Here is a 25966-nt window from a genome sequence, read left to right on the forward strand (position 1 = left end):
CCCGAGGCTCACCACCTGGCACAAGCATGTGATGGCCGGTCACGTATGTGACAATCCAGCCTCAAACCGGGCACTTTCGGCACGCAACTGTCACAAATCGTAATATTTGTGACAGTTGACACCATTTATGTGCGCATTCACGTTTAAAATCATCATTTTTCTTTCTCAAATGTCACTTAAATGAATATATGGGGCACTTGGACTTTTTTCCACACACCGTAGCCAGAAGGCAGCACCGAACCGATGTTGAACTTATGCTCTGGAGTACAAGCATCCTCCTGCAGTGGAAAGCAACAATAAACTGTGCAATTAGGAAAATGTTAAGTTCATCCTATATAGAATGCGAAAGATGCTGAGCACGTGCCTTACACGTACTCAGCATCTATAGAAATTGCGAGTTTTTAATCATCTGTGCGCGAAGAAGATTTGGATGCTCGTTTGTTTCGCTGTTCCTTCTCCTCACGATTTACTTCATCAAGTGGTACGGGGTCTTCGAATTTATTGTCTTCCACATTATTGCGTTTTTGGGGAGGTTTTCGCTGGAATTGTATCGGATCGTTTTCTTTGCGATTCTTCATGAGAAATCACCTCTTAGAGGCACATTTCCACAATATAGCTGAGGTTAAACGTTAGGCTGTTTACTACGAGATGATGTGTCCCACGCCAGTAACTTTCTCGGTGCTGTTTATATGCATATTAATGGAGGTTCCGATGACGTTTAAATCACGGGTGAATTACCCATATGTTATTACTGTACACTTCGGGCTTTTTTTTATTGTTGGGCGGAGCTGCACTTCATTTATATACTAATTTTACGGTTTGGGGAACGGTTATATTTGTTCTTCTTTTTTCCTCGGTTCTGCTCATCGTGATGTTAATCTGGGCAACGCGCTATGATTTTCATGAGCAATATTTAGAGATTCGAGCAGGTTTAATTAAGATTAGGGTTGTATACGATGATGTTTATATGGTTCAACGGTTCAATGGTTTGGGATTGTTTTCTGGCGAGTTTAAGTTACATCTAGCTGGCGATGGCATTGAAATGTTCATAAGGAATGGATCGTTTGGAAATGTTAGGGTTTCCCCTCGAGACGAACAGAGTTTTATCAGTGAGCTACGTGAGCGAGCTCGTCATGCAGCTTTTGAAATAGAGGAATTGTAATACTTGATCGGCGTAGCGGGATAAGTACGGCTCGAGCTTAGAATGGCAGTGATGTCTGAGTTGATAGGATTGCTCGTTTTTCGGTCTTATGCGAGAGGAACTTCGCTGAAGAGCTTGGTCCTCCTCAAAAATAAAGAGTTCACTGAAAAATGCTGTCTCACTTTCTAAGTTACTCGTTAACACATTTCAGGGGGTGCGATCCGTGTGGGGATTTCAACAATATGGAGCGTTGAAATCATAAATTATCCCATCATAGAACCGTCTATGTGGGAATATGGCCTTTCTAAGTGGGGATTCCTGCTAAAAAGCGTTCCTCAATGAAGAAAATCCCTCATAGACAGGGTCTACGTGGGATTTTCCATTGATAGCAAACGAAACAAAGGTTTATGTTTTTCAATTTCCCTTTCTCAGTGCCTTCCATCACCTAGGATCGGTACTGATCAAGGCGTAGGGCGAAAATTCCACCATAGAAACTGAAAATCCTACCATAACAGGAAGCCATTCATAGGAGTCTCGGAGTTGAAGTGCGAGTTCACTGAAAAAAGTGCCTCACTTTCTTGCGCTACTCGGTAAAACCAATCATCTGATCTAGCCAATTAGAAGTTTTTAATCTCCCTTTTTTAGCGGCCTCATAAAAAACAGGAGGGGATAATTCCCCTCCTACGAGTCTTCGGATGTGTCTTCTTCTGTGAAGATGATCTCGAGTTTGCGGTAACGGAACTCGTCGCGTTTGATGACGCGGATGTCGAGGTCGTCGGTTCGCCAACGCTCTCCTTCTTGAATGCTTGGGTTTTTGGCAAAGAGCCAACCACCAATCGTGTCAAATTCATCTTCATCAATCTTCGTCGAATGAATTCATTCACATCATCGATGAGGCGATGCCGTCGACAAGCATATGGTTGTCGGCGATCTGTTCGATTTCTGGAATTTCTTCTTCATCAAACTCATCGCGTATATCTCCAACGATTTCTTCGAGAATGTCCTCAATTGTAATCATGCCCGCTGTTCCGCCGTACTCGTCAATGAGTATCGCAAGGTGCGCCCCTTCAGACTGCATCTTCTTAAGCAATCGCTTGATCGGTGTTTGATCGGATACGGTGAGCACTGGGCGAACGATTTCATTTATATCGACCTGCTCATCTTCAACGTTCAAGAGCAGGAACTGTTTCGTATTTATAAAGCCGATGACTTCATCTTTGCTTTCACGAATGATCGGGAATCGTGTGAAACGACTCTCTTGAATGACCGCCATCGATTCAGCGAAAGAATCATGAAGGGAAAGGCACGTCATATCTGTTCTTGGTACCATAATCTCATGGGCTTTGCGCTCATCAAAGGCAAAGATGTTACTCACATAACCAAACTCAGATTGATTGATCTCTCCGTGCTTCAAACTCTCTGTGAGAATGATCTGCAGTTCTTCCTCTGAATGGGCTTCCTCTCGCTCCGCTGCGGCTGAATGCCGAACAAGCGGACGAATCGGTTAGCAACACCGTTAAGGACGAAAATAATCGGGAAAGCCAATTTGTAAAACAATCGAAGCGGTCGTAAAATAAAGAATCCAATCGCTTCAGGTTTCTGGATCGCGGCCGTTTTAGGTGCAAGTTCACCAAAAACGACGTGTAGGAATGTGACGATCGCAAAGGCAAAAATAAAGGACGTTGGTGTGATGAGTGTGTCAGGAATGCCGACGGCTTCAAAAATCGGGTGCATAAACCGTTCGACAACCGGTTCACCGAGCCACCCAAGACCAAGAGCAGTAATCGTAATTCCTAACTGACAAGCCGCCAAATACCCGTCTAACTTGTCTACCGTATCTTTCATAAGTGTTGCTGGAACATTACCTTCTTCGATCATTTGATTCAGACGACTGTTACGGATCCTAACGATGGAAAACTCAGATGCTACGAAAAATGCGGTAGCGATAAGCAATAGGAAAAACAGTGTCATACTAACACCGGTACTCAATGAAACATTCTCCTCTGTTTACAGTATGTTGTTATAGATGTTGAATAATGAACCTCGATATGATGAACGATTATTGGCCTCTGAAAACAGGAACATCACCCCTGTAATCGAGTGCAACTCATTATTCTAGATCTTCACTCACCTGCCTCAAAGGAAATATTACGAATTATTATAGCATGAATCCATCGAAAGAGGGATATATGTTTTTCGTTATCGAATGAATTCAATGAACAATCTGACTTTCGGTAAAAAGCACCTAGAGTTTAAAATGTTACAACTCGAGGTGCTCTTGAAGAGACTCGGATACTTCAGCAATTTGTTCATCGCTGACGAGCAAATAGTAAATGGAATCAATGTAAGTGGCTGTACCTGTAAGGGTTTGTTGTTCAATTTGATGTCTTGCTGATTGGTAGGCAAAAAGATCGGTCATTTCTTGAAAGGTTAGGTTCGTCTCTACGTTTGTGCCAATTGCTGAAAGAATTTGGTCCATTCTCGTAACCGAAGAGATGCGGGCACCTTCTTGTAAAACCCCTTCGATCACTTGTCGTTGACGAATGTTTCGGCCGTGATCGCCTTGGGGGTCTTCATACCGCATTCGGACATATGCGAGCGCAGCTTCTCCGTCAAGCTCAACCGGTCCCTCAATAAAATCAAATCCGTCATACTCAAAATTAAACGCATTATTAACGGTCACACCACCTACGGCATCAACCATTTCTTGAAATCCGTCCATGTTGATTGTGACGACATAATCAATGGGGATGTCCAGCAGGTTCTCAACCGTATCCATCGCCATCTTTGCACCGCCAAAGGCGTACGCATGATTGATTTTATCTTCAACGTTACGACCAATAATTTCCGTTCGCGTGTCCCGGGGGATGCTCACCATCTGTATCGAGTCCTTCGTTTGATTCACCGTTGCGACAATCATCGTATCTGTTCGCCCAGACGTTTCCTCTTCTGCATCCAATCCGAGTAAAAGAAACGATATCGGGTCACGCTCATCCACGTCTGCAGGCTTTGGTCGGTATAATGATTGCGATTCACGTTCTACAGGTTCATAGATGTCGTCTGCTGTAGACGAGAGGGATGAGTACACATATAGGAAAAGTGCACCTCCTGCAACAAGTAGAATTGCCAGAGCTATACTAACGATCCACCAAATTCTCTTCAAATGGGTACCCCCCTCACAGTACTTCTATGTCACATATTTATGGTCCAATCATTATTTTAGACCGACGACTGTTTTCTAATACCTAATTCCGTAGCAATGAGTTCGTAGGAACGAATGCGATCAGCGATATGATGAAGTGGGGTATGAATCATCACTTCATTCACGCCAAGCCGTTGAATATGACGAGCGACTTCTTCAGGGTTGCCGACGATCGTTTTCTTTTTAAACGTATCGAACTTCGCTTTTTCATCGGCGGTAAGTTGCCGATCGACCTGAGCAGGAATGCCGTCGCTTCCGTTGCCAACATTCGACTGTTCCTGCCAAACGAACAATGTTTTTGCGAGTCGTTCTGCTTCTTCAGTCGTTTGTGCGCAAATGGCGCCAACCGTCATTAAAGCTTGTGAAGAATCCTCCGGATTTCTAGGCGCATACGTACGATAATAGTCTTCGATGACGGGCAAACCATCGGTATCACTCATCCATTGGCCAAACGCGTACGATGTTCCTTTCGTTGCGGCCATCTGTGCACTTTTTGCACTCGTACCTAAGATCCATGCTTCTGGCTTTACAGGTGGAATCGGGGAGGCGGTGACCGATTCAGCGGTTAGATCTATAAAGGATAACAGTTCATCAATGAGTTCTGGCATGCGATACACTTGTTGTAAGAAGTTGTCATTTAGCGCATTCGTCACTTCGGCAGACCCACCCGGTGCACGGCCGATGCCTAAGTCAATGCGGCCGGGAAACAATGTCGCTAACGTATGGTGAAGTTCAGCAACTTTAAACGGCTTGTAGTGAGGGAGAAGGATTGCCCCTGTTCCGAGTCGAATCGTAGACGTAGCGGCACCAATATAGGCGAGCAACACTTCAGGTGCAGATGCAGCAAGGCCATTAAGGTCGTGGTGTTCGGTCACCCAATAACGCGTATAGCCAAGCTTCTCTCCGGCGACGGCCAAGTCTTTAGAATCTGAAAAAGCATCTGCCGCTGTTTTCCCACTCGCCAACGGTGAACTATCAAGAATGCTAAGCTTCATTCGGGTCGCCTTCTTTCAATTCTAGGGAGTAGAGAGCCGTTTGGTTTTGCTCGTAAAGGTTCGTTAACGAAGTTGAGTAGCGGACAATGGTACCGTAAAAAGCAATATCATCCTCAGGTACTCGGACGTGAAACGCCCCTTGATACAATAAAACAGCTGTATCGTGATACATCTCGGACGTCACTTCAAAATCTATAGAAACTTTCTGCAAGCCGTCCACAGATTCCTGCTTATACTGAACGACCTGAATCGGCGTATTATCCAAATAAATGTGCGTAGCCATGTTTGTGCCTCCTAACAGTAGTATGCCCCAACCTTATCAAAGGGAGTGCTGGAAAGTGAACTGGAATGCTTTAGAAACTTATGTGAATCGATTCGTGCATGAAGAACGGATTCCTTCGGCCTCGATTGCTGTGATGAAAGACGGAGACCTCATCTATACAGGCGGGTTCGGCAAAGCGTGTCCGAATGAACATACCCTTTACGGTACCGCCTCAATTACAAAATCATTCGTAGCAGCGGCTGTAATTAGGTTACATGAAGAGGGGAGGTTGTGTGTGCATGACCGGTTCAGGATTATTGTCCCGAGTTCTTTGATCGGGAGGTGACGATTGAACAGTTGCTTACGCACAGTACGGGGGTTCCGCCTCTCGAACGTCGAGTAGATTTGCAAGGGTTTGATGAGCATTTGCAGTATTTACGTGACGGGTCGTTCTCGCGTCTCGGTGCGCCGGGGGAATATATGAGTTATTGCAATGACACGTTTTTACTTCTCGGAGCGATTGTCGAAAAAGCAACCAATATGTCGTATTTTAGATGTATTGAGGAATTCTTTTTTAAACCTTTAGGGATGGATCGATCAACCTTTCATGTAGAAAAACTGAAAGAGATGACAAATGTGTCAACGCCTTACGTACAGGATGCAGGGGAAGTTGCCGTAACGGGTTGGCCCGAGCTCGGCAATTATGCGGTCGGTGGTGGCATTCGGTCGACGACATACGACGTCGTTCAATTTGTGAATGAGCTCGCGCGAAATGAGGAGCGTTACGGAGGGATGTGGGCGCCGCGATTTTCACTGGATCGCTATTCGCAGTATGGGTATGGACTCGTCGTTACCCCGGATTATGATGGGCGAACGGTCGTCGGGCATGGTGGCAGTCAGCTGGGGTTTCGTCGCAGTTTATGTTCGTGCCCGAGGAGAAGCTTTCTCTCGTTGTGTTGACGAACCTTGCCGATGTGGATGTCGGGAGGTTGGCAACGCCGGTATTGCATACTGCGTTCGGTTTGCCTTTGGACAAACCGGTAAATGAGGAGCCACGTATGGAGATTTCGAGACCGACATTGGAACGGCTCGTTGGCGCGTATCGGACAGAGGAAAGCGCGGGTATGATTCATATTTGGACAGAAGGTAATCAGGTTGTTGCTCAGGTGAACGGCGAACGAGAAGAGCTTCGCGCAAGTGGAGAAACGACACTTGTCATCGTGCGCAGCGGCAAACCGTTGAATTTCTTTGTGCATCGAACGGAGAACCGGGCGTGGGCGGTGCGGCTCGGGATGAGAATGTACGTGCGGGCGTGAGTGGAGAGGAACCGAAAAAGCGACGGTGTTAGGTCACTCAGATCGTAAAAAAACCAGGCGCATCGGTATTCGACCGATGCGTCACAGCTAATAATTTATTGAAAAAGTTTAAGCAACCGATCCTAGCGGGTAAAGCTCACGAAATTGAACTAAACAAGTTCACTAATAGGATCTACATTGCTTTTGGCCGATCGTTGTTCATCACTGTAAGGGTTACGGGTAAAGCGGAAAGTTTGTTCGAAGGGGTACACCTGGAGCAAGGCGTGATCCAACCTCTCACTCTTTTAAGTGATCATTCAACGCTCAATCCAGGCGCTTCTTGCCTTCAACGGCCACGTAAAGGAAAGTATTGAAACAATAAAAGTTTGTCAGCTTCATAAAACTCTCTACTATTATGCAAAAAGTGCTCACTTTATTTTGCGGTTCCTCCAGGCTTTTCTAAGGTATGAGTACAAGCAAATCCACAAGAAGTGTGTTCGGTACAAAATGAATTAGACGCTGTTAAGCTGTTGTAAGTAATAAGTATCAAAATACTTTCGTCTGAAAAAAGGTTTTTTGGTTAAATTGCCATCTTTTCGGTTATACCATTCATATTGATGTATATACTTTTGAATATACAAATTTCGTATGAGGTGATATAATCATGGAAAATCAAGGAAATGAAAGAGATGACTCTGTACAAGGGAGGAAAAAATCGATGACGACAAAGATGCATCCGTATGGTGGAAGTCATGCACTCACGGTTCCCGCTTATGTGAAAAAAGCGCTTAATATTGATGAGAGTACAGAATTGGAAATTGAATTAAAAGATGGAGGCTTTTTTGTTAAACCAATTAAGAAACAAGAATCAAATGTAGATCAAGAGTTTTTAGATTTCCTAAAGCAATCGGATGATACGTATGGTGAGGCTACAAGGAGATTAGTTGACCGATAATGAATTATGTCTCTGAAACAGAAGTGAAACGTATCAATGCATACGTCATAACAAAGTACTCACCTGGAGAAGAAATTGGAATTAAAGAATACGGCAATCTCGATTCTGCTTTAAACCGTCCTAAAACGGATGTTTTTGGGTATGAGGCTTATCCTACATTATATCTTAAATGTGCGGCACTTTTTCATTCGTTGATTAAAAACCATGCATTTCACAATGCGAATAAACGTACAGCTTTTTGGTCATTATTGCGTATGCTGCAATTGAATAATCAAACGTTAACAGCCTCTAACGAAGAGGTTGTTAACTTCATAGAAGAAATAGCAGAAAATGATGATAAAACTGTCGATATGGAAAAGCATATCCTGTATATAGCGGAGTGGATTGAGGTACATTCTAGACAAGGTGATTAATTCTGTGTAGTAGAGACTGTCTTAAATAAGTAATGCCTTTTTTCCGCTACCGTTGCACTAATTGAACGAATTTAATAACTGCCAACCTTAGTATGCCAAGGTTTTCACACCACGAGAAAAGGATCACCTCTGATTTGCACTATTAGTTGTTGCTTTCCACTACAGGTGGGGGCTTGTCACGAAGGGGTACCTCTCCTTCACAATCAAAAGTATAGATCGTAAAAACCAGGCGCATCGGTATCCGGCCGATGCGCCTGATTTACTAATCTATTGGAAAAGCTGAAGCAGCCGATCCCAAAATGAGTTGTCTTCGTCTTCAACGGGTTCGTCTTCTTCTTCAGGTAATGTGAGTGACGCCGTTTGGATGACGAATTGCACGCTGTTTACATTGCCTTTCTCTGGTGCTACGAAAGAGATGGCATCGTAATCGGATTTGTCGTACTGGGAAATCATGTCGTCGATTTCTTCTTGCATTTGATCAGGAATTTCTTCGGTGGCTTCTTGTAGTTCACCCATGCCGGCATGGATTTCTCCAATGCCGTTGCTAAGAGCAGGCACCTCTTCGGCTGTCTCGGCAATGCCGTCGTTAATTCCACTATAAGAGGAGTTCAGGTCGTTTACGCCATCGGTATATTCAACGAGACCGGAATGGAACGTACTGTACTCATTTGCGAGTGTTTCAATACCGTTTGCTAGCTCATTGAGCCCCTCAGCGCCATCAAAACTGCCAAGTTCTTGTTCGAGTTGCTCGTTTAGTTCATCAATGCCGCCTGCCATATCACGAGCGGCGCCTCCCATCTCTTCGGCTGCCGGTTGGATGGCGCTTAACCCTTCTTTGACAGCTGCGTGTGTCGCTTTTACGGTTTGCGCGGCTTCGTATTGCTCCACGAGTTTGCCGACGGTTTCAGATTCAGGGTTTTCCGCGAATAATGTTTGGAGTTCTTCTTCAGAGATATTTGCTTCTGGAATGCCGCCAATGGCGGACTCTAGTGCCTCATACGCTTGACTATGGCCGCTGCCGAGCTCATCAAGCCCATTCGCCAATGAACGCATGCCTCCAGACAGCTCGTCAAGTGCGCCAAACAGTTCATCTCCGGCGCCAAAGTCAACATCCAAATCTGCGCCACTTAAAGCTGAATTTAGTTCTTGTAAACCTTGCTGAATGTCTTGTGAGCCGCCGGCTAATTCACTACCTGCATCGGCTGTCACTTGCATGCCACTCGCATAATCAGATGAACCATCACTTAACTCAACCAATCCAGACGTGAGATCTTCGGTTCCGGTTTGCACGTCAGATAAGCCAGAGCGCAAATCGGAAATCGCTCCGGTGAGGGAGTCGAATCCTTCAGTTAGTTCGTCTGTATCCGGGGAGTCTATGGAAATGGACGCAGGTAACGCGGCAATTTCAATTCCATCAAACTCAAAATTTGAAATGTGTGCAGATAGCTCAAACTGCTCTTCTTCTTCAGGCATGACGGTGTAGGTTAACTGCTTATCTTTACCTGCATGGGCAACGGTGGCGTCGGGTGCATCAATTTGATCGACCCGCTCACTTTTGAATGGCACTGAGATTTGGACCATGTAGTTCTCAAAAAAACCACCTTCCACATCTTCTTTTTCTAATACCGAAATCGACATGCCAAATTGTCCAGATTGCCCGATCAGGTCGTGAGGTTCTACTTCTTCGCCGTCTAATTCATACTGAATGTCGATCTGCCAAGGCAATGGTGTATCCCGATGTAAATTGCCTTGATAAAAAAACGGATCATCTGAAGCTTCTACGTGAATCTCATCTCCTGAATGCTCAATGTCCGACACGTCGGTCAAGTTAATCACTTCTTCATAAGACCCGTAATCAGTCACCGTTCCAGGTTGTTTAATGTCCAAACTGTTTACGACGTACATCTGTTCCATTGACCCGTCGGCGAACAAATTTGCGTACACAATCTCATCTTTTCCTTCAATTTCTCCTTGCCCACTCGTCGGCGTATCCGTGTTGGCGGTGAGCGTCTCGCTTGAACCGGCAAGTACAGTGACCGGTGTTGTACTTAGCAACAATGCAGCGGTAGCGGTCGTGAATCGTTTAAGCATCGGTCTTCTCCTCCTCCTCATAATAATTCGGTTTATATGTCGTTTTCTTAATGAAGCGATCCCCTACGAGCAACAATGCCGGTAGCAAGAAGATAACGAGTACAAACGCTAGCAATGCTCCTCTTCCAAGCAATAATCCAATCGAAGAAACGGTCGGGTTGTCTGATGTGAACCATAGAATAAACCCAACACTAGACAGGATGGTTGCGGAAACGAGAATGGAAAACAGCTTTTCGTCAAGCGCACGTTTCATCGCCGGCATCGCTGGCATTTCTTTTCGGTACTCTTTGTACGTTTCCTTTAGCAATATCCCGTAATCAATCGTCGCGGCTAATTGAACCGTACTTACAACGAGGTAGCCGACAAAAACGAGGGAATCATCGGTGAAGTACGGAATTGACAAGTTGATCCACACCGCAGCTTGAATGGTCACGAGCAGGATGATTGGGATCGATAAAGATTTGAAAGTAATCATGAGCACAATTGCGATTGAAACAATCGTCATCGTGTTCACCACTTGATTATCAACCGTCACGGTTTCTTTCATATCGTACAACGTGGCACTTTCCCCTAAATGGTGGGTCTCGTCGCCGTAATACTCGGATGAAAGAGCGCGTACTTGCTCCACGAGCGCGAACGGCTCATTTCCTTCAATGCCGATGCTCGTAAAAATCATCATCCGACTGTAGTTTTCTGAGAGAAACTCTTCGGTTACCGTATCTTCAAGAAACTGAGAAGGAATCGCTGTGCCGATCATCGTCGCATAGGACATGACCGAATCCACATAGGACAAGTCCTCGATTTCCTCCGCCAACGCTGCTTCTCTTGCAATGTCATCGTTGGGTACGAGTAAAACCATCGGCGTGGATTGCCCGAATGTCTCATCAATTTGCCGCACATCCGCACCGGCCCGTGTTTCCTCCGGCAGTTCCCCTAAGCCGTAGATAAAGCTCGTGCTGCTTTGAGCGAGAAAACTTGGCACGATTAAGATGGCAACGAGAATAATGGCCGGAATACGAAACTTAACAATCTTTGCACCGACCCCAGTAAAATCAGGAATTAAACTTCGGTGCTCGGTTTTTCCATCCAACGATAGAACGTAAGTGTGAGAGCCGGTAATAGCACGGTCACAGAGATGAAACTGAACACGATTCCTTTCACAAGGTTCAAACCGAGGTCAGCACCAATCTCAAAGTCCATTAACATGAGTGACATAAACCCGAAAAACGTCGTTAGCGCACTCACTAAGATGACGGGGAATGACGCTTTCATCGCTTTTGCCATCGCCTCTTCAGGTGTGTTGTTTTTCTTTCGTTCATCTGAAAATGCGTGCAGTAGAAAAATCGCATAATCTAATGAGACAGCAAGTTGGAGGACAGGTGCAACCGATTGGGTGATAAACGAGATTTCTCCGAGAAAGATATTCGTTCCAAGGTTAATGATCACACTCACACCGATGGCGGTGAGAAAGAAGATCGGTTCAATCCACGACTTCGTCGAGAGGACAAGAATGACAATCATCGTTGGCACGAGCAGGAGTGCTGCGAACAGCGCTTCATCACTTGCCATCGTTTGTTGGGTCGCAGTGTTCACCGCTTCTCCGGTAATCGCATTATTCTCACCGATGAGCGCATAGATGTCTTCGGTTGCATCCACTTCCATTTCGCTTTCGATCGTAATGGAAAAGAGTGCATTCCCGTCCTGGTAGTACGATTCAATCACACTCTCATCTTGCATTTGCAATGGTGTTTGCAAATCAACCAAGTCATCGAGCCAGGTGACGTCCGTTACGCCGTGCACGTTTCCTAACTGTTCTTTATAAACGAGGGCTTCTTGAATCGAGACGTCTTCAATAAGCACCTCAGCATTCGGCATTGCCCCGTCAAATTCATTCTCCATCACTTCCAAGCCTTCAGTTGAAGGCGCATCATCTGGCAAATAGTCGACCATGTTGTAGTTTGTGGACACAAACAACGTAGACACTGCGGAGATGAGCGTTAGGATTGTGAAAAAGAATACAACGGATTTTTTGTACTTAAGTATGAACTGTATGAACAAATGCGTTCCCCACCTATATTGACGTTTAAAATGTACATTTTATATTATATATACACAGTGTTGTCTAAACAACAAACAGTTGTGTAATGTTTGTTAAGAAACCAACACAGTCGAATAAATCTGTTGGAGAACAACGAAAACGAGGGGATTGTAATGGATCGAAGAAAGAAGTATACGCGTAGGGTGCTCGCGGAATCTCTCATTGGTTTACTGAAAGATAAGCCAGTAGCTAGTGTGACGGTAAAGGAGCTTTGTGAAGCAGCAGATGTGAATCGCTCCACATTTTATAGTCATTTTAATGATCCGTATGACCTCTTGAATCAGATTGGTGAGAAATTTGAGAGTGACCTTTATGAAACGCTTCATCAGTATGACTTTGCTGAAGAAGAGGAGGAGCTTCTCATGACAGAGAAGATCTTCGAATACATTGAAGAGCAGCGTGAGTTGTGTATCGTGCTTCTTAGTAGCCATGGAGATGTGACGTTTAAAAGACGTGTCATGGAGGTGGCTAAAGATTATGTTCTTGGGAGGTGGAACGTAGAACGGCAGGCGGATATTCCTGAGTACATTCCAAGGTTGATGATTAGTGGAACGATTGATGTGATTGAACATTGGTTAAAAGACGAGAGGCATGAGTCTCCAAAGGAACTGGCTGCGATGCTTCACCAGTTCAAAAACTATGGTCTTAGAAGCTTTTCATAAGTCGTCATGTTGAGGCATAGTCTATGAGTGAATGGAGGGGGTTATTATCCGTTTACGAGAATTGGACAATACGGACCGAGTCATCCTTCAACCAAGTGACGTGGAAGAAGTTCGAAGGGTAGCGCTCGATGAACGAACGATTCGTTTTTGCCTTACCGACTGTTTATTTGTCGTTTATGAGGACGAACCTATGAAAGCGATTGGGCTTCATTTCATGTTTAAACAGGAACGTATTCAATGGATTGAATATGATTTAAGCACTGGGGCGGTTCAATATCAAGCGCAGTTGGGAGCAAGCTATTATAAAGACGGGACGTTTAGCATTTTGAACAATGGTTCCGTGCCGGTCACTGATATTCAGCAAGTTGCCGCGGCTTCATTTTTACTGATACGGCAAATCTTTCATTATATGATTCAGCGCCCGTCATCAGTTGCGGTTCGGACTGTGACGAGTGCCATGCAATTGCCTAAAGTGAGGACGAAGCAAGTGCGCGTCTCTGTTCGTCGGTACAACGTGTATACGAACCGAGTAGAGCGAAGGCTCGTTGACCGGCATACTGAGGCGTGGTCTCCGGACACGGTGTGGGTATGTTCAAGCGCAGGAGAACGGGTTTCACGAGTGAAGCCCAACCATCAACCTGAGATGCTATGACAGGGGCGCGGCGGCTTCCCCTTTCTCTTCATACCATCGGACCATGCGCCACACGTGGTCTTCTTCTTTTTTCCATACTTCAAGTGACAAACCAAACACTTCATAATCTGCCCCTTGGAAATGAACCCGATAACTGACAGCCGCTTGCTCGGGTGCTTGGACAATCACTTCTAGGTTCGTGTATGTGAAAGAGATGTGTTGGCTGTTGTAAAGCTGGGCGGCTTGCTTGTTTCCGTCTTTGATCGTATTCCAATCATACGTTTCGACTTTACCGGTTGTAGGCATAAATAGATAGCCGTTGAAAGCCTTTGAGTAATAGCGATTAAGCTCAGCGTATTCTCCATGCGCGAATTGGTTATGCAAATGTTGCATCCGCTTGATCTGCTCGATGACCTCTTGCTTAATGTCCACGATAACGCCTCCTTGTTCTTTTCCTAAGTATTCGATTGATCGTGTTGAGATTCCTTTGTATACACCGAAAGTCCTGATTGTTCTCGCTTGTACCCGACGATTGGATGTATTATGATCAACGTAATGAAACGTTTTCCTCAGCAACTCGTCATAGTAGGTGAGGAGTGAGGCTCATGAAGTTGGTTGCTCGTTTTCGTTGTCGTATTGCTCGTTAGTTGCGATAATTCAGATAAAAACAACACAGATGATGAGGTTGTGACGTCGGTAACGGTTGATTACGAAGTGTATCCGTTTCCGGAATTAATTGATCGTGCGGATGTGATTGCCGAAGTTCAAGTTGGTGATGTTGTTAAAGAAATAGACACTGGGACTCCGAGCACCATCTTAGAAGGAGAGATTCTGGATGTGTTAAAAGGAGAACCGACCCGGCGAACGATTCAGTTTAAACAAGAAACGCAAGAAGAGATACAAGTGAACGGTCAATCTGTCTATAACCGTGACGACGTGTACGTGTTCTTTTTTAAGGAAGCATCGGGAGAATCATACGACTATTGGATCATTAGCTTAGATTCGGGTGCGTTTTTCGCGACAGATGGCGTATATGAGCAAGGTTCATATACGTACACGGACTTGGAAGATTTAGAGCCGAGCGGACAATCGGTTGTAGAACGAGACGTGTTAAAGTCAACCATTGCAGATCAAGTCTCATCGAAGGATGATGAAGAATGAAAGAATTTGTAGAGCGACAAATGGAGAAAGCGATGGCGACGGTCTACTTTGACGAGTCGCTTGGCTTGCGGGAACAAACAGCTGACTTGGCGATAATTCACCGCGTCATTGCGGAACTAGAAACGTTGCTTTATTCGGACGAAACGATAGCCTCTGAGAAACACCAACTACGGGGCGCGTTAGGGAACTTATATCGCTTTGCCAATGAGCCTGAACAAGCGATTGATTATTTGATGTTTAATGTGTCAGAAGCGATGCACGATCATGATAAACACCGAGAGGCCGTCGCTCGAATTCGGCTAGGGGAAGCGTTCAAATATGCAGAACAGCATAAGCGTGCGTTGGAACAGTTTGAGTGGGCGCTTCGTCATAATGAGCGATACAAAGACTTTGCTTTGCAACACCAAGGCAAATGCTTACTCGAGCTTGGCAGAATTGAAGAGGCCATCATTTGTTTTGAGACAGCTCTTTCAATTCGGCGTGAAAAAGATGATGAATCTTTAATTGCCTCAACAGAAGCGGCGATTCGCTACGTTAAGGACGGACAGCCTCTCCGTGTTCAGCAGCTCGTACAAAACGATCGTCTCTTTGGACGAGCTGTCGATTTATTTTGGAAAACGTGGGGCGAAGAAGGGGGCCGTCTGTTTTATGAGGATGCGATGACGCATGCTCTGACAGATGTAGAAGGAATCCCGAGCTTTTATATCGCCGTAAAAGGCGATGTGATTGTCGGTACATACGCCCTTTTACGAAATGACCTAAATAGCCGGCAAGATTTGCACCCGTGGCTTGCCTGTTTGTACGTGGACCCGGAGATGCGAGGGGGCGCCCTCGGTGCGAAGTTACTCGGCCATGCGCTCGTTGAAACGGAGAGGAGAAGCTACCGGTCACTGCACCTCACGTCTGATTTGCACGGATATTACGAAAAGTACGGCTGGAAAAACATCGGACTCGCTTACAATACGTCAGGAGAAAGCATCCCGCTTTTTCAAAATTACACAAGAAAAGAAGGGGCAGACCAGTCATGAGCATGACACAAGGAGAAGTTATCACCTTTGAGCGAACCTTCACGCGAGCAGAAGTCGAACAATTTACTACGTTGTCCATGGATACAGGCAACCATCATGTACATCCTGATGAACGAGGAAGGCTCATGCTCCAAGGGTTACTCACAGCAACGATGCCAACGAAGATTGGCGGAGATCAAAACGTCATCGCGCGCACGATGAGATTCCACTTTAAAAAACCAGTGTACGCCGACGAGCAGATCCGCTGTGACGTCACAATAGATAAGCTAACGGTAAAAGAGAATGGTCGTACTGCACTTTTAGCATCATTCGTATGTACGAACGAACAAGAAGAGAGCGTTTTAGAAGGCAATTTTGACGGTGTTATTATCAAGTAGTGATCTAGATTGTTAAGTCGTGATCTATGTAAGTTGAACGAAAGATTTTCTTCAAGAAGCAAAGGTAAGCTTGGTAAGTGCAAACTGTGCTCGAGTTGGGGAGAGTCGCTGGAAAAGCGGTCTGTTCTCATAAACTAGGGAACAGATTACCGGGGCACCAGTACAAACTCCGCCCCGAAGTACTCACAAGACGTCGGCGCGAGCCGCGCCGAACCGAGTGCGGTTTCGTTTCGGCCCGCAGGGGCCGACGTGTCGTTGGCACTTCATCCTAGAATCTACGCAGGAGTTTGTTCCAACGCCTGCGCAGATGGGGGGAACTCGCGCGCAAATTGACTCTCCTAGCACCGCGCTACCCCTGCCAACCAAGAGTGCAAATCAAGAAAATGCTAAGTTCACTCCATATAGATCGTTAATGTCGCGATCTAGATCACCGATCTCCTAGTAATCCCCAAATCCGAGCGATCCGTCGGCACCAGAGGTGCCGAAACCAGTAAAAAATGATCTAGATCACCCCGAAAATGGTCTATATAAGTTGAACTAAAGAATTTCTTCACGAACGAATAGTAGACCAACCGTTAAAGCCTAAAGTTCATCGACTTTGGGATCGATCTTAATCATTTACAATAGACGTAGCATGATGGTTATCTACTGCTATTGACCTCCAAAGTGTACGGATCGAGTTGAATGCCAAAATTGAGCAACCCCAGTTCAGCAACGTCGCCTATTCAGTTCCGTTGATTGGAACGAAAGGCGGTGACGCCTGCGGAAGAAGGGCCGAGACGAGACCCCGCAGGTCTCAAGACCGAGGAGGCTCGGCCGGTCCTCCGCGGCAAGCATCCGCCTGCAGTGGAAAGCAACAACAAACTGTGCAATTAGGAAAATGTTAAGTTCATTCTATATAGATCACGAATTATGAGCAGAAAATCGTGGTTTTTGTGTGATCTAGATCATCATTCTCCTAGAATATTCAATCCCTTGCGACCGACAGCGAGGCCGAAGACCGTTCGGTATAGCATCGGCACCTCCGGTGCCGATCGTGGCTGTACAAGAGTGCACCCTGTCATGCAAAAAGCGGATGCCCTGAATTTCTGGGCATCCGCTTTTACGTTTTTCTAGTTTTACGCCAAGTTCAAGGCAATGTCCATCATTTTCGTGAACGAGTTTTGGCGTTCTTCGGACGTTGTTTCTTCATTTTTAAAGATATGGTCACTAACGGTGAGGATCGTTAAGGCGTTGACACCGGCAGCAGCAGCGTTCATATAGAGAGCGGCGGCTTCCATCTCAATGCCTAGGATACCCATATCCTTCCATTTTTTCGCTGCAGTTTCATCTGCGTTGTAGAACGTATCGCTCGTAAGGACGTTTCCGACATGTACTTTTTGTCCTTGCTCGTCCGCAATTTTCTTCGCTTTTTCGAGAAGCTCAAAAGAAGCAATTGGGGAGTAGTCGCCTGGAAGGTGATATTGGCTTACATAGTTGGAATTTGTCGAAGCACCCATTGCAAAAATGACATCATAAAGATCGAGGTCATCTTGCAATGCGCCGCAAGAACCGACGCGGATTAAGTTTTTGACACCAAAAATGTTAATTAGTTCCCATGAGTAGATACCGATACTAGGCACACCCATGCCTGTTCCCATGACGGAAATACGCTGACCGTTGTATGTGCCAGTATAGCCGAACATGTTGCGCACACTATTGAACTGAACAACATCTTCTAAATAATTCTCAGCGATAAACTTCGCGCGAAGTGGGTCGCCAGGGAGAAGAATTGTTTCAGCAATCTCTTGCCCTTCAGGATTAATATGAGCAGTCTGCTTATGTGTAGACATTCGTTACGTACTCCTTTATTGAATAGATTCGTGAGCGTAATTCCCACGCTCACCCTCTATCCTACAGAACGAGAAGCCGGATGTTAAGTTATAAGGTAAAAAAGACAATAAGTTGTTGCGAAAAGGGGAGGGTTAAGTGGTGTGGTTGGTCGGATGTTGGAAGGGAGGGGACGTCTCTTAAAGAGGCGTGCACCCTTCAGCCTTTGATTATAGTTATACTAAACTTATGAAGGGAGGCTAAATGTCGATGCGTATTCGTTGTATTGTTTTTGTCACGTCTGTTTATGATGAGCCGAATGAGCAGAATACCCAAACACTTATGAAAACATATGAATCAAATGTACGCCCAGTTGCAGGAGATATTATTGATGACCCTGGCTTTGATTCGAGATTCCACAATGGCTATGAAGTAGCTAAAGTTACATTAAACTACTCGGACGATGAATGCCTCGTCTCATTGGCTCCGCTCGTCACTGATCGCGAAACGATGCCTGCTAAAGACTACATTGACCAATTAAAAATGACCGGCTGGAAAGTACTCAAACAGTAGAAGTATGCGGCGGATCTTACGAGATCTGCCGCTTTTTTAATGTGTTGACAGTTCATTGTACCTAGTGTACTATATCAACTAATACAATTAATCCCCTTGAAGTATGGAGGAGTGCCGATGATAAACATTGATGTGAAGGGAAGAGAGCCCATCTACCGGCAGATCGTTAATCAAGTGAAGGAGCAAGTGGCAAGAGGCGTTTTGGCCGTTGATGAGAAGATTCCTTCAGTACGCGAGCTGTCTGCAGAAATTGTTGTGAACCCGAACACAGTAAGTAAAGCGTATCAAGAGTTGGAGAGGGAAGGTGTCATTGTGACGGTGCGTGGAAGAGGCACATTTATTGCAGAACCAACACCAGGCGAGATTATGACGAAAGATATTGAGAACATTCGAAAAAAGGTAAAGCAAGTCGTACTCGAAGGCCACTACGCCGGGATTGACCGAGAAGTGATGCGCGATTGGGTGAGCTGTTATTACAATCAGTTTGGAGGTAAGTCATGATCGAAGTGAAGCATCTGTCTAAAAAGATCGGAAAGAAGCAAGTGCTCCAAGATGTTTCTTTTACCGTCGGTAAAGGATCGGTAACGGGCATCGTTGGGCGAAATGGTGCTGGGAAAACAACGCTTCTAAAAACGATGGTTACTATTCTTGACCCTGACAAAGGGGGAGTGGAGTTAAACGGGCAGAGTCTGTTTTTGCATCCGGAAGCGAAGCGCACGGTGCTGTACGTGTCTGATTCGGTCGAAGTGCTCAAGAGCTACTCAATTCAACATATCGTCTCTTTGTACGCAGACATATATCCAAACTTCGACCAAGAGTATTTCCATGAATTGATGGCGCGCTTTAACATGCCGGCTGCAAAAAAAGTAAAGCATTATTCGAAAGGCCGTAAGGCGTTGTTCGCACTCATTCTTGCTTTTTCTGCCCGACCAGAATATATTTTGCTCGATGAGCCAACTGACGGACTCGATGTAGTTGTCAAAAAACAATTGCTCCGTTTTTTACTCGATGAAGTGGCGAAAGAGGGTGTTTCCGTTCTTATCGCGACACATCGTCTTGATGAACTGGAGACGCTTGCAGACCAAGTACTCGTTATGAAAGATGGAAAAATTGCCGAAACATTCCAACTTGATGAACTGCGAGAAACGTATCGCAAGTGGCAAATTGTGTACCGAGAGGAGATGCCGACAGCGTTGTTCGATAAGTTATATATGTTGCAGCAATCCGGACGGGTGTATACATGTCTTGCGGAGGGGGACCTTGAAACCTTAGAAGCGGATATTAAACAGTCTGACCCGTTGTTATATGAAGAGCTCCCGCTCACGCTTGAAGATGTGTTTGTGGCCAAACTAGGTGGTGAACAAATTGCTGAATAAAGGATTATTAAAGAAAGATTTGCGGAGCTCTTCGCTCATCTTGACGCTGTTTGCAACGTTATTGTTTCTCATCTATCCATTACGTACGATACTGGATTTACAGCATTTGCGATTAATGGAGCAACAAGACCCTATGGTGTTCAACAACATGACGGAGTATGTTGTGCGAGATATTTTTTCGGGGAACATTCTGTCGTTCTTTCCGATTTTGCTCGTCGTCGTCCTTGGCGGTATGCTCATCGGCTTAGAGCGTAATACGAGACGCCATGATTTTAGTTTGTCGCTCCCGTTTTCAAGGCGGCAGTTGTTTCTTACAAAAGTGATGATCGGTATGAGTGCTATATTCATTATATTCACAGTTAATATGCTACTATCATACCTGCTCATTTGGTTTTCTGACTACCGAGATTTACTTGTTCAGTTTGAAGCATTAGAGATGTATGTAATCCCGGTCCTTGCTTATATGGCGACGTTTGCGTTCACGTTATTTATGGGAGGCATCTCTGGAGAAATGGTGTCGCAAATTGTACTCACCTTTATCTTTCTCATTTTTCCGTATGGGTTTTCCATGTTGTTGCTCGTCTTTTTAGACGTTCATGGTCTCGGTCACGTTCAGTTTGCTGATGAATGGATCTACTTGTTGCTTCCTGCACAAATTATGGGCATCGGCTATTACATGGATATTCATCCGCTCGTGTATGTGTTCGTTTCCGTTACCGTGCTCGTCATTAGCGTCGGCATCGGCAGCTTGTTGTATGAACGGAGTAAGGCGGAACGAAATGGGGAATTTATCTTGTACGCTGCACTGAAGCCCGTCTTCTTCGTCGCGATTGTCATCTGCTTCGCCATGTTCGGGGGTATGATTTTCACCTTCGTCGGGAGTGTGACCGGTTTAACTGTCCTTTCATACTGGTTAGGGGCATTCATCATTGGTGGCATCGCCTATTTGATTACGAGGCGCTTGCTCGATATGAATGTGACGTTAAAGACAAATTAAAATAACCCCATCGATGTTTAAGGCATCGATGGGGTTATTTTCGAAAGTGCAGAGTAGCAACTATAATATAGGACGCCTAAAAACATAAACACGATCATGATGAGCAATGCTTCGCCGGAGAGCGACCCTAATAATAATAGAGAAGGAATGAGAGACATCAACACACTAACGAGTAAAAATGCGATGAGGCCGACAAAAAAAGTTGCGGAACGTCACGAGGGAACTGAGTAATACAAATACGACGATCAACGGGATGGTTAAGGTAAAATAAATCATGGCAAATCCAGATACTACATTAAGTAATTAGAGCCCAAGGACAGAAAAAGGGCAAAGCGAATAAACCGAGCAACGAGGCTAAATAAAGAGATAATGAGTGATCGTATGAATAATCAGCTCCTTTCTGATAGTGCAATTTACTTAAGTTGAACTAAAGAATTTCTTTCAAGAACCAATGGTAAACCACCCTTTAGAGCTCTAAAGTTCAACGTCATCGGAGAGCGATGTTAATCGTTCACAGCAGACGTAGCAATGAAGGGCTTCTATGACTGCTATTGACATCCCAAGTGTATGAATCGCGTTCAGTGTCACAATGGAGAACCTCTAGTACAACAACGTCACCTATTCATTACCGTTGATTGGAACCGAAGGCGGTGACGCCTGCGGAAGAAGGGCCGAGACGAGACCCCGCAGGTCGTAAGAAATTTACTGAAAAAGGGAAATTTGAAAAATGTATAACCGTGTTTCTTTTGTTATAAATAAAAATCCCACGTAGACCCTGTCTATGTTGGAATTTTCTTAAATTAGGAACTATTTTTAGCAGGAATCCCCACATAGAAAGGCTATATTCCACATAGATGGTTCTATGTGGGAATAATTTGCGATTGCAACGCTCCATATTGTTCAAATCCCCACATACGTCGGACACGCTGGTTCGCGTTAACGAGTAACCTAGAGAGTGAGACGCTTTTTTTCAGTAACCTTACCGTAAGACCGAGGAGTCTTGACCGGTCCTCCGCTACATAGAAGAAAACACGGTGGCCGTCTTTTGACCACCGATGTTGCACTTATAGTCTGTACTGCCTAGAAAACACGGTGGTCGCCTTTTGACCTCCGATGTTGCACTTGTACTCCGGAGTGCATAGAAAACACGGTGGCAGATGTTTCGCCACCGATGTTGCCCTTGTAGTCTGGACTGCAAGTATCCTCCTATAGTGGAAAGCAACAATCAATAGCGCAAATCAGGGAAATCTAAAGTTTGCACTATTTAGTTTAAATATTCCGTTAAATATGAAGTGATGGATCATATTAGGACCGTTTCGTTTTTAGCGTTCGTACCGTTGCCCAAACGATTAGAGCAACAAGCGTGAGGAAGGCAGCCATCGTGAGATTTGCTGTACCGATCGAATTCAAAAAATCCATTCCAATGATTCCTCCTAATTAGAGTCTGTATATACAGAATATTCCCTTTAATTTTTGCTGTCAATGTACCGCGTTTCCTTTATAAAAATTTCTTTGTTTTCAATCAATATGCACTCATATTGTGTTACCTTTAAACTGTATGAGATACATAGAGGAGTGGTTGATTTGGATGGGTTGTTTTGGATTGGCATTGGTATGATAGGGGCTGCGTACTTTATCGGAGACGGATTAAAGAACTGGAAAAACCCAGAGGCGAAAGGGCTTAAGGAGATGTTTGGGTCAGAAGAAGATTACAGTCCTCAGCCAAAACTCATTAAGCAAGGTCATGTTCATCACTACATTGGGCTTTCAAAAGAGGACTCCAAGAAGCTCATTGAAGACCATTCGGATGTTCCCCACGTCGTTGTGAACGGGAATACATATTATCCAAGGAAACAGTTGGAAACGTGGATAGAATCGTTGGATGGCACACAAAAATAAGTACAAAAGGCACTGAAATCCGTTGAGATTTCGGTGCCTTTTACGTTAACGTTACGGAATACGACACAACCTTGCCGATAATACGTGCTTCGCTTGAATCTTGTTTGCGTACTTCTTTGTATTTAGGATCATTCGTTTCAGGTTCAAAAACGATTTGTTCGTTTACTAAGCGGTACCGCATGAGTTTCATTTGCTTTTCGTTGTTCATAATGACGATATCGCCGTCGTCGACATGTTGGTCCTCTGTTTTAATGCAAATAATAAAGGAGCCATACGGAATGAGTTGGTTCATGCTTTCGCTTTGAATATGGAGTGCAAACAATTCGTCTGACGCTACATGATTGCCAATCATTTGTTTTGGTAATGTAACAAATTCCAGGTCTTGCTCAACAATTCCTGTCATGACCGAAAGTGCTGCGGCAGCAAGGTTTCGGAAATAAGGAAGCTGAACGTAAGAATAACTGGCTTCATGTTCAGCGATGAAGTGGGGATGTTTCGTATGTAGTGGATCAAATCCTTCGCGGTTCACAAGGTCTGGATCAGCCATACCCGCAAAAAAATCCTGAATATTGACATTAAATTTCTCGCTCATCTCGCTAATTTTGTTCATTCGTGGTGTATTCACGCCTCGCTCCCATGCGCTTACTGTTGTCGGCGCAACGTTCAGAACTTTCGCGAATGCACGTAATGTCATGTTTGCCTCTTTTCGTGTCTTTTTCACGACATCTTTAATCAACAATCAGCCCTCCTTAACGCACGTTATTCGTGTTTATTATATCGTGTGTGCTAGGTCGTGTACAGATTTCCTCAGAAGCTGTGTACTAGGAAACGGAAGTATTGTACATATTTTGCAGTATAAATGCACTAATTGGCAATAAATGCTTCATTTTTCTGATTTATTTGTTGTTTGTGCATTTTAAATGTAATAAAATAGTCATAGAAAGGGGGGAGTCTCATGAAGTTCACACTTGCTCAGGCTCGGAAATTAAATGCTCTTACACAAAAGGAAATGGCGAAAAAGCTTGGCATGTCAGAAAAGCAGTACATTCATTATGAGAAATATCGGTTGTTTTTCAGAGCAGATGTGGCGTATCGGTTTTCTGTATTTGTGAGGCTCCCCATTGATCAAATCCTTTTCTACGATCCCGATGAGCATGGAGACTGCACGAAGGCGAAGCGACCACAAGACGGAAAGGAGGACCAAACGGATTGTAAGTAAAGGAAAGTTGTCATTTTTACTTGTGGTGGTGATGCCGGTATGAATAACCCTTTTGAAACTGAAGTATTGACCCAAATTGGCGAGTGGTTTATAAACTTATCCCATTATGAGCTTAAAGAAGCAAGGAAAACGAAAAGCCAAGTCGATCAGTATATGTGTTTAGGCACTGTCTCAAAAAAAGTACGATGTTATTATGATCTGGTGAACTTTAAGCACCAAATTCTTAACGAAGAAATCAGTTTTCGGCCTGATCTGCAACGGTCCATTGAGATGAAGCAAGATGTGTTGGAACTGACAGACAAAACGCTTACCTATTTATATTATTTCATGCAAGCGATCGTAGCTTCCAACACAGAAGATTATTTCGAAGCGTTGCAGTCGCTAAGAAAAGCAGAAAATTATATGAAACATGTAAACGCCTACGAACGAGCAGAGTTCTTTTTTCGAAAAGCCTTTGTCTATTATCGATTAGACCAGAACATATCGGCGTTGCACAATGTCGATCGATCGTACGAACTGATAAAGGTGTCAGGTTGTCATGATAAATTAAAAGCGAACCTGAACATTTTAAAGTCTGGGATTTATTCAGAAGCGGGTGACCATGCGAGCGCTAACGCTTATGCGGAACAAGGCATCCTTCATGCGAATCACGAACCACTAACAAAGGCAATGGCGATTCGAAGCAAGGCGAACAATGAATTTCGCTTTAAGAATTTTGAGAAAGCAGCTGAGCTGTATGAATGGTCATTACGTACAGGTGATCAACGGATGCGGACGGTCGGCGTAAAGACGTCGTTCAACTTGGCATACGCGTTGTTGAAGCTAGGGAAGTATGAAAAAGGAAAACAACTGTTAGATGAAGTAGAGAAATCGCTTATCGATCAACCCGAAGGACTGCTAGAGTACGTATCCCGTAGCCTGATTGCGAGAGAACTATATGTGTCGGATAAACCAAGTCATCAGGCTATTGAAAAAGCGCTCAAACTGCTACAGCGAAAAAACTTGCGATTTGAACTCAAAGAAGTGACGAAAGAGCTGTCTGATTATTACATTCACCATAAAGATTACGTCACCGCACACCACTATTTGTCATGGTCATTTGAAACGAACGTAAACGAAATCAATATTGGAGGGAAAGTATAATGAAAAATGTAAAAAGAGTTGCTACAATTGCTGTTCTTGTCGCCATGGTCATCGGATTTGGTTCTGTTCAAACAAACGACGCTCATACACTCGCTCTAGATGTGCAACCACAAGATAAAAACGAAGTCACATGACAGAGCGAAGTGTTGATGCGATGCATTTACACCTCACCCCCTAACACATTGTGAATGCTTTACAGTTGGCCCCTCACCGCTTATGGTGAGGGGTTTTTAAGTTAGGGGCTTGATCCAAAAAACCAAACCATTCTCATTGCAAGTGCCAACTGCATGTCTTCACGTACGGGGTTAAAGAGAACAAAAATAATGGAACGCCGCCGGTAATGGAAATGTCTAGAAGGTTGGTGATCTATATAGAATGAACGTAACATTTTCTTAATTTGCACTGTTGGGTGTTGGGTTGGAGGGGAGCGATGTGCTGGATGTCATTTTGCGCGCGAATTTCCCCCATCTGCGCGCAAGTTTGCGCTTTTGACCGATTTTACCAAACTCATGCGCAGATTCCAGGCTGAAGTGCCGACGACACGTCGGCCCCTGTGGGGCCGAAACGAAACCGCACTCGGTTCGGCGCGGCTCGCGCCGACAGGATATTTAGATTTGGAAGATTTTAAAGTTTCGGCGA

At 44.7% G+C, this 25966-nt stretch carries 28 protein-coding genes and 2 pseudogenes; 18 read left to right on the top strand and 12 right to left on the bottom strand.

Annotation, left to right across the window (positions count from 1 at the left end; translation table 11 throughout):
* Positions 1-401: 401 nt before the first annotated feature.
* Positions 402-578, bottom strand: a complete 177-nt coding sequence (locus tag JCM19037_RS25395) for a hypothetical protein (RefSeq protein WP_193744621.1) — start codon at positions 576-578, stop codon at positions 402-404.
* A gap of 164 nt (positions 579-742) precedes the next feature.
* Here JCM19037_RS25395 and JCM19037_RS01175 point away from each other — a divergent pair, with 164 nt between their 5' ends.
* Positions 743-1162 (top strand): PH domain-containing protein, encoded by a 420-nt coding sequence (locus JCM19037_RS01175; protein WP_042396997.1) that lies wholly within the window; start codon positions 743-745, stop codon positions 1160-1162.
* A gap of 660 nt (positions 1163-1822) precedes the next feature.
* Here JCM19037_RS01175 and JCM19037_RS29795 read toward each other — a convergent pair.
* The 6 genes from JCM19037_RS29795 to JCM19037_RS01195 form a co-directional block, all read right to left on the bottom strand.
* A complete protein-coding gene (locus JCM19037_RS29795; protein ID WP_373900230.1) occupies positions 1823-2017 on the bottom strand; it encodes a transporter associated domain-containing protein in 195 nt (64 codons plus the stop codon).
* A 4-nt stretch (positions 2018-2021) separates the two neighbouring features.
* Complete coding sequence (locus JCM19037_RS28010) at positions 2022-2516, bottom strand: CBS domain-containing protein (protein WP_255357823.1); 495 nt, start codon at positions 2514-2516, stop codon at positions 2022-2024.
* Positions 2517-2551: 35 nt separating this feature from the next.
* Entirely contained in the window at positions 2552-3130 is a 579-nt protein-coding gene (locus JCM19037_RS28015) for a CNNM domain-containing protein (RefSeq protein ID WP_255357824.1), read from the bottom strand.
* A gap of 271 nt (positions 3131-3401) precedes the next feature.
* Positions 3402-4304, bottom strand: a complete 903-nt coding sequence (locus JCM19037_RS01185; protein ID WP_042396999.1) for an LCP family protein — start codon at positions 4302-4304, stop codon at positions 3402-3404.
* 56 nt (positions 4305-4360) lie between these two features.
* Positions 4361-5338, bottom strand: a complete 978-nt coding sequence (locus tag JCM19037_RS01190; RefSeq protein WP_042397001.1) for an LLM class flavin-dependent oxidoreductase — start codon at positions 5336-5338, stop codon at positions 4361-4363.
* Positions 5328-5621: a DUF3219 family protein gene (locus tag JCM19037_RS01195; RefSeq protein WP_042397003.1), complete on the bottom strand. Its 294-nt coding sequence runs from the start codon at positions 5619-5621 to the stop codon at positions 5328-5330. Before JCM19037_RS01195 ends, JCM19037_RS01190 begins: the two co-directional genes overlap by 11 nt.
* Positions 5622-5754: 133 nt before the next feature.
* Here JCM19037_RS01195 and JCM19037_RS21755 point away from each other — a divergent pair.
* The 4 genes and pseudogenes from JCM19037_RS21755 (at position 5755) to JCM19037_RS01215 (ending at position 8263) form a co-directional block, all read left to right on the top strand.
* Positions 5755-6560: pseudogene (locus JCM19037_RS21755) on the top strand (serine hydrolase domain-containing protein).
* Positions 6554-6916, top strand: coding sequence for a hypothetical protein (locus JCM19037_RS21760; RefSeq protein WP_052363416.1), 363 nt, complete (start codon positions 6554-6556; stop codon positions 6914-6916). The pseudogene JCM19037_RS21755 and the gene JCM19037_RS21760 overlap by 7 nt, the downstream one beginning before the upstream one ends.
* 643 nt (positions 6917-7559) lie before the next feature.
* Positions 7560-7850 carry a hypothetical protein gene (locus JCM19037_RS01210; RefSeq protein ID WP_042397009.1) on the top strand — a complete coding sequence of 97 codons (291 nt, stop codon included), beginning with the start codon at positions 7560-7562 and terminating at the stop codon, positions 7848-7850.
* On the top strand, positions 7850-8263 hold the full coding sequence (locus JCM19037_RS01215) for a type II toxin-antitoxin system death-on-curing family toxin (RefSeq protein ID WP_052363417.1): 414 nt from the start codon (positions 7850-7852) through the stop codon (positions 8261-8263). Before JCM19037_RS01210 ends, JCM19037_RS01215 begins: the two co-directional genes overlap by 1 nt.
* Positions 8264-8530: 267 nt before the next feature.
* Here JCM19037_RS01215 and JCM19037_RS01220 read toward each other — a convergent pair whose 3' ends face one another.
* Both JCM19037_RS01220 and JCM19037_RS01225 read right to left on the bottom strand, forming a co-directional pair.
* Complete coding sequence (locus JCM19037_RS01220; protein WP_052363418.1) at positions 8531-10354, bottom strand: hypothetical protein; 1824 nt, start codon at positions 10352-10354, stop codon at positions 8531-8533.
* A pseudogene (locus JCM19037_RS01225) lies at positions 10347-12304 on the bottom strand (RND family transporter). The gene JCM19037_RS01220 and the pseudogene JCM19037_RS01225 overlap by 8 nt, the downstream one beginning before the upstream one ends.
* 261 nt (positions 12305-12565) lie before the next feature.
* Between JCM19037_RS01225 and JCM19037_RS01230 the strand changes: the two are divergent.
* Positions 12566-13114, top strand: a complete 549-nt coding sequence (locus JCM19037_RS01230) for a TetR/AcrR family transcriptional regulator (protein ID WP_042397013.1) — start codon at positions 12566-12568, stop codon at positions 13112-13114.
* Between the two features lie 31 nt (positions 13115-13145).
* On the top strand, positions 13146-13766 hold the full coding sequence (locus tag JCM19037_RS01235; RefSeq protein ID WP_152548888.1) for a hypothetical protein: 621 nt from the start codon (positions 13146-13148) through the stop codon (positions 13764-13766).
* Here the strand turns inward: JCM19037_RS01235 and JCM19037_RS01240 are convergent.
* On the bottom strand, positions 13761-14177 hold the full coding sequence (locus tag JCM19037_RS01240) for a hypothetical protein (RefSeq protein WP_042397019.1): 417 nt from the start codon (positions 14175-14177) through the stop codon (positions 13761-13763). The genes JCM19037_RS01235 and JCM19037_RS01240 overlap by 6 nt on opposite strands.
* 183 nt (positions 14178-14360) lie before the next feature.
* Between JCM19037_RS01240 and JCM19037_RS01245 the strand changes: the two genes are divergently transcribed.
* From JCM19037_RS01245 to JCM19037_RS01255, 3 genes are read left to right on the top strand one after another with little or no spacing between them, the layout of a single operon-like run.
* Complete coding sequence (locus JCM19037_RS01245; protein ID WP_042397022.1) at positions 14361-14906, top strand: hypothetical protein; 546 nt, start codon at positions 14361-14363, stop codon at positions 14904-14906.
* A complete protein-coding gene (locus JCM19037_RS23865) occupies positions 14903-15934 on the top strand; it encodes a GNAT family N-acetyltransferase (protein WP_081828965.1) in 1032 nt (343 codons plus the stop codon). Before JCM19037_RS01245 ends, JCM19037_RS23865 begins: the two co-directional genes overlap by 4 nt.
* On the top strand, positions 15931-16311 hold the full coding sequence (locus tag JCM19037_RS01255; RefSeq protein WP_042397026.1) for a MaoC family dehydratase N-terminal domain-containing protein: 381 nt from the start codon (positions 15931-15933) through the stop codon (positions 16309-16311). The genes JCM19037_RS23865 and JCM19037_RS01255 overlap by 4 nt, the downstream gene beginning before the upstream one ends.
* Positions 16312-17429: 1118 nt before the next feature.
* On the opposite strand, the gene deoD is transcribed toward JCM19037_RS01255, so the two are convergent.
* Positions 17430-18143 (bottom strand): purine-nucleoside phosphorylase, encoded by a 714-nt coding sequence (gene deoD / locus JCM19037_RS01260; RefSeq protein ID WP_042397030.1) that lies wholly within the window; start codon positions 18141-18143, stop codon positions 17430-17432.
* Between the two features lie 247 nt (positions 18144-18390).
* Here deoD and JCM19037_RS01265 point away from each other — a divergent pair, with 247 nt between their 5' ends.
* The 5 genes from JCM19037_RS01265 to JCM19037_RS01285 all read left to right on the top strand — a co-directional run bounded on the left by JCM19037_RS01265 (position 18391) and on the right by JCM19037_RS01285 (position 22965).
* Positions 18391-18693 (top strand): hypothetical protein, encoded by a 303-nt coding sequence (locus JCM19037_RS01265; protein WP_042397353.1) that lies wholly within the window; start codon positions 18391-18393, stop codon positions 18691-18693.
* Positions 18694-18810: 117 nt separating this feature from the next.
* Positions 18811-19194 carry a GntR family transcriptional regulator gene (locus JCM19037_RS01270; protein ID WP_042397033.1) on the top strand — a complete coding sequence of 128 codons (384 nt, stop codon included), beginning with the start codon at positions 18811-18813 and terminating at the stop codon, positions 19192-19194.
* A complete protein-coding gene (locus JCM19037_RS01275) occupies positions 19191-20069 on the top strand; it encodes an ABC transporter ATP-binding protein (protein ID WP_042397035.1) in 879 nt (292 codons plus the stop codon). Before JCM19037_RS01270 ends, JCM19037_RS01275 begins: the two co-directional genes overlap by 4 nt.
* The gene (locus JCM19037_RS01280; protein ID WP_042397040.1) at positions 20059-21066 is read left to right on the top strand and encodes a hypothetical protein; all 1008 of its coding nucleotides are present in this window, start codon (positions 20059-20061) and stop codon (positions 21064-21066) included. Before JCM19037_RS01275 ends, JCM19037_RS01280 begins: the two co-directional genes overlap by 11 nt.
* A 1584-nt stretch (positions 21067-22650) precedes the next feature.
* Positions 22651-22965, top strand: coding sequence for a DNA-binding protein (locus JCM19037_RS01285; RefSeq protein ID WP_373900166.1), 315 nt, complete (start codon positions 22651-22653; stop codon positions 22963-22965).
* Between the two features lie 40 nt (positions 22966-23005).
* Here the strand turns inward: JCM19037_RS01285 and JCM19037_RS01290 are convergent, their stop codons facing one another.
* On the bottom strand, positions 23006-23701 hold the full coding sequence (locus JCM19037_RS01290; RefSeq protein ID WP_042397043.1) for a LexA family transcriptional regulator: 696 nt from the start codon (positions 23699-23701) through the stop codon (positions 23006-23008).
* Between the two features lie 219 nt (positions 23702-23920).
* Here JCM19037_RS01290 and JCM19037_RS01295 point away from each other — a divergent pair, with 219 nt between their 5' ends.
* The 3 genes from JCM19037_RS01295 to JCM19037_RS28025 are packed head-to-tail and all read left to right on the top strand — an operon-like array spanning position 23921 to position 25461.
* On the top strand, positions 23921-24184 hold the full coding sequence (locus JCM19037_RS01295) for a helix-turn-helix transcriptional regulator (RefSeq protein ID WP_042397046.1): 264 nt from the start codon (positions 23921-23923) through the stop codon (positions 24182-24184).
* 39 nt (positions 24185-24223) lie between these two features.
* Positions 24224-25327, top strand: a complete 1104-nt coding sequence (locus JCM19037_RS01300; RefSeq protein WP_042397048.1) for a hypothetical protein — start codon at positions 24224-24226, stop codon at positions 25325-25327.
* A complete protein-coding gene (locus tag JCM19037_RS28025; RefSeq protein ID WP_255343751.1) occupies positions 25327-25461 on the top strand; it encodes a hypothetical protein in 135 nt (44 codons plus the stop codon). Before JCM19037_RS01300 ends, JCM19037_RS28025 begins: the two co-directional genes overlap by 1 nt.
* Positions 25462-25966: the final 505 nt, after the last annotated feature.

The sequence above is a fragment of the Geomicrobium sp. JCM 19037 genome (genome assembly GCF_000698105.1).
Lineage (GTDB): Bacteria > Bacillota > Bacilli > Bacillales > Marinococcaceae > Geomicrobium_A.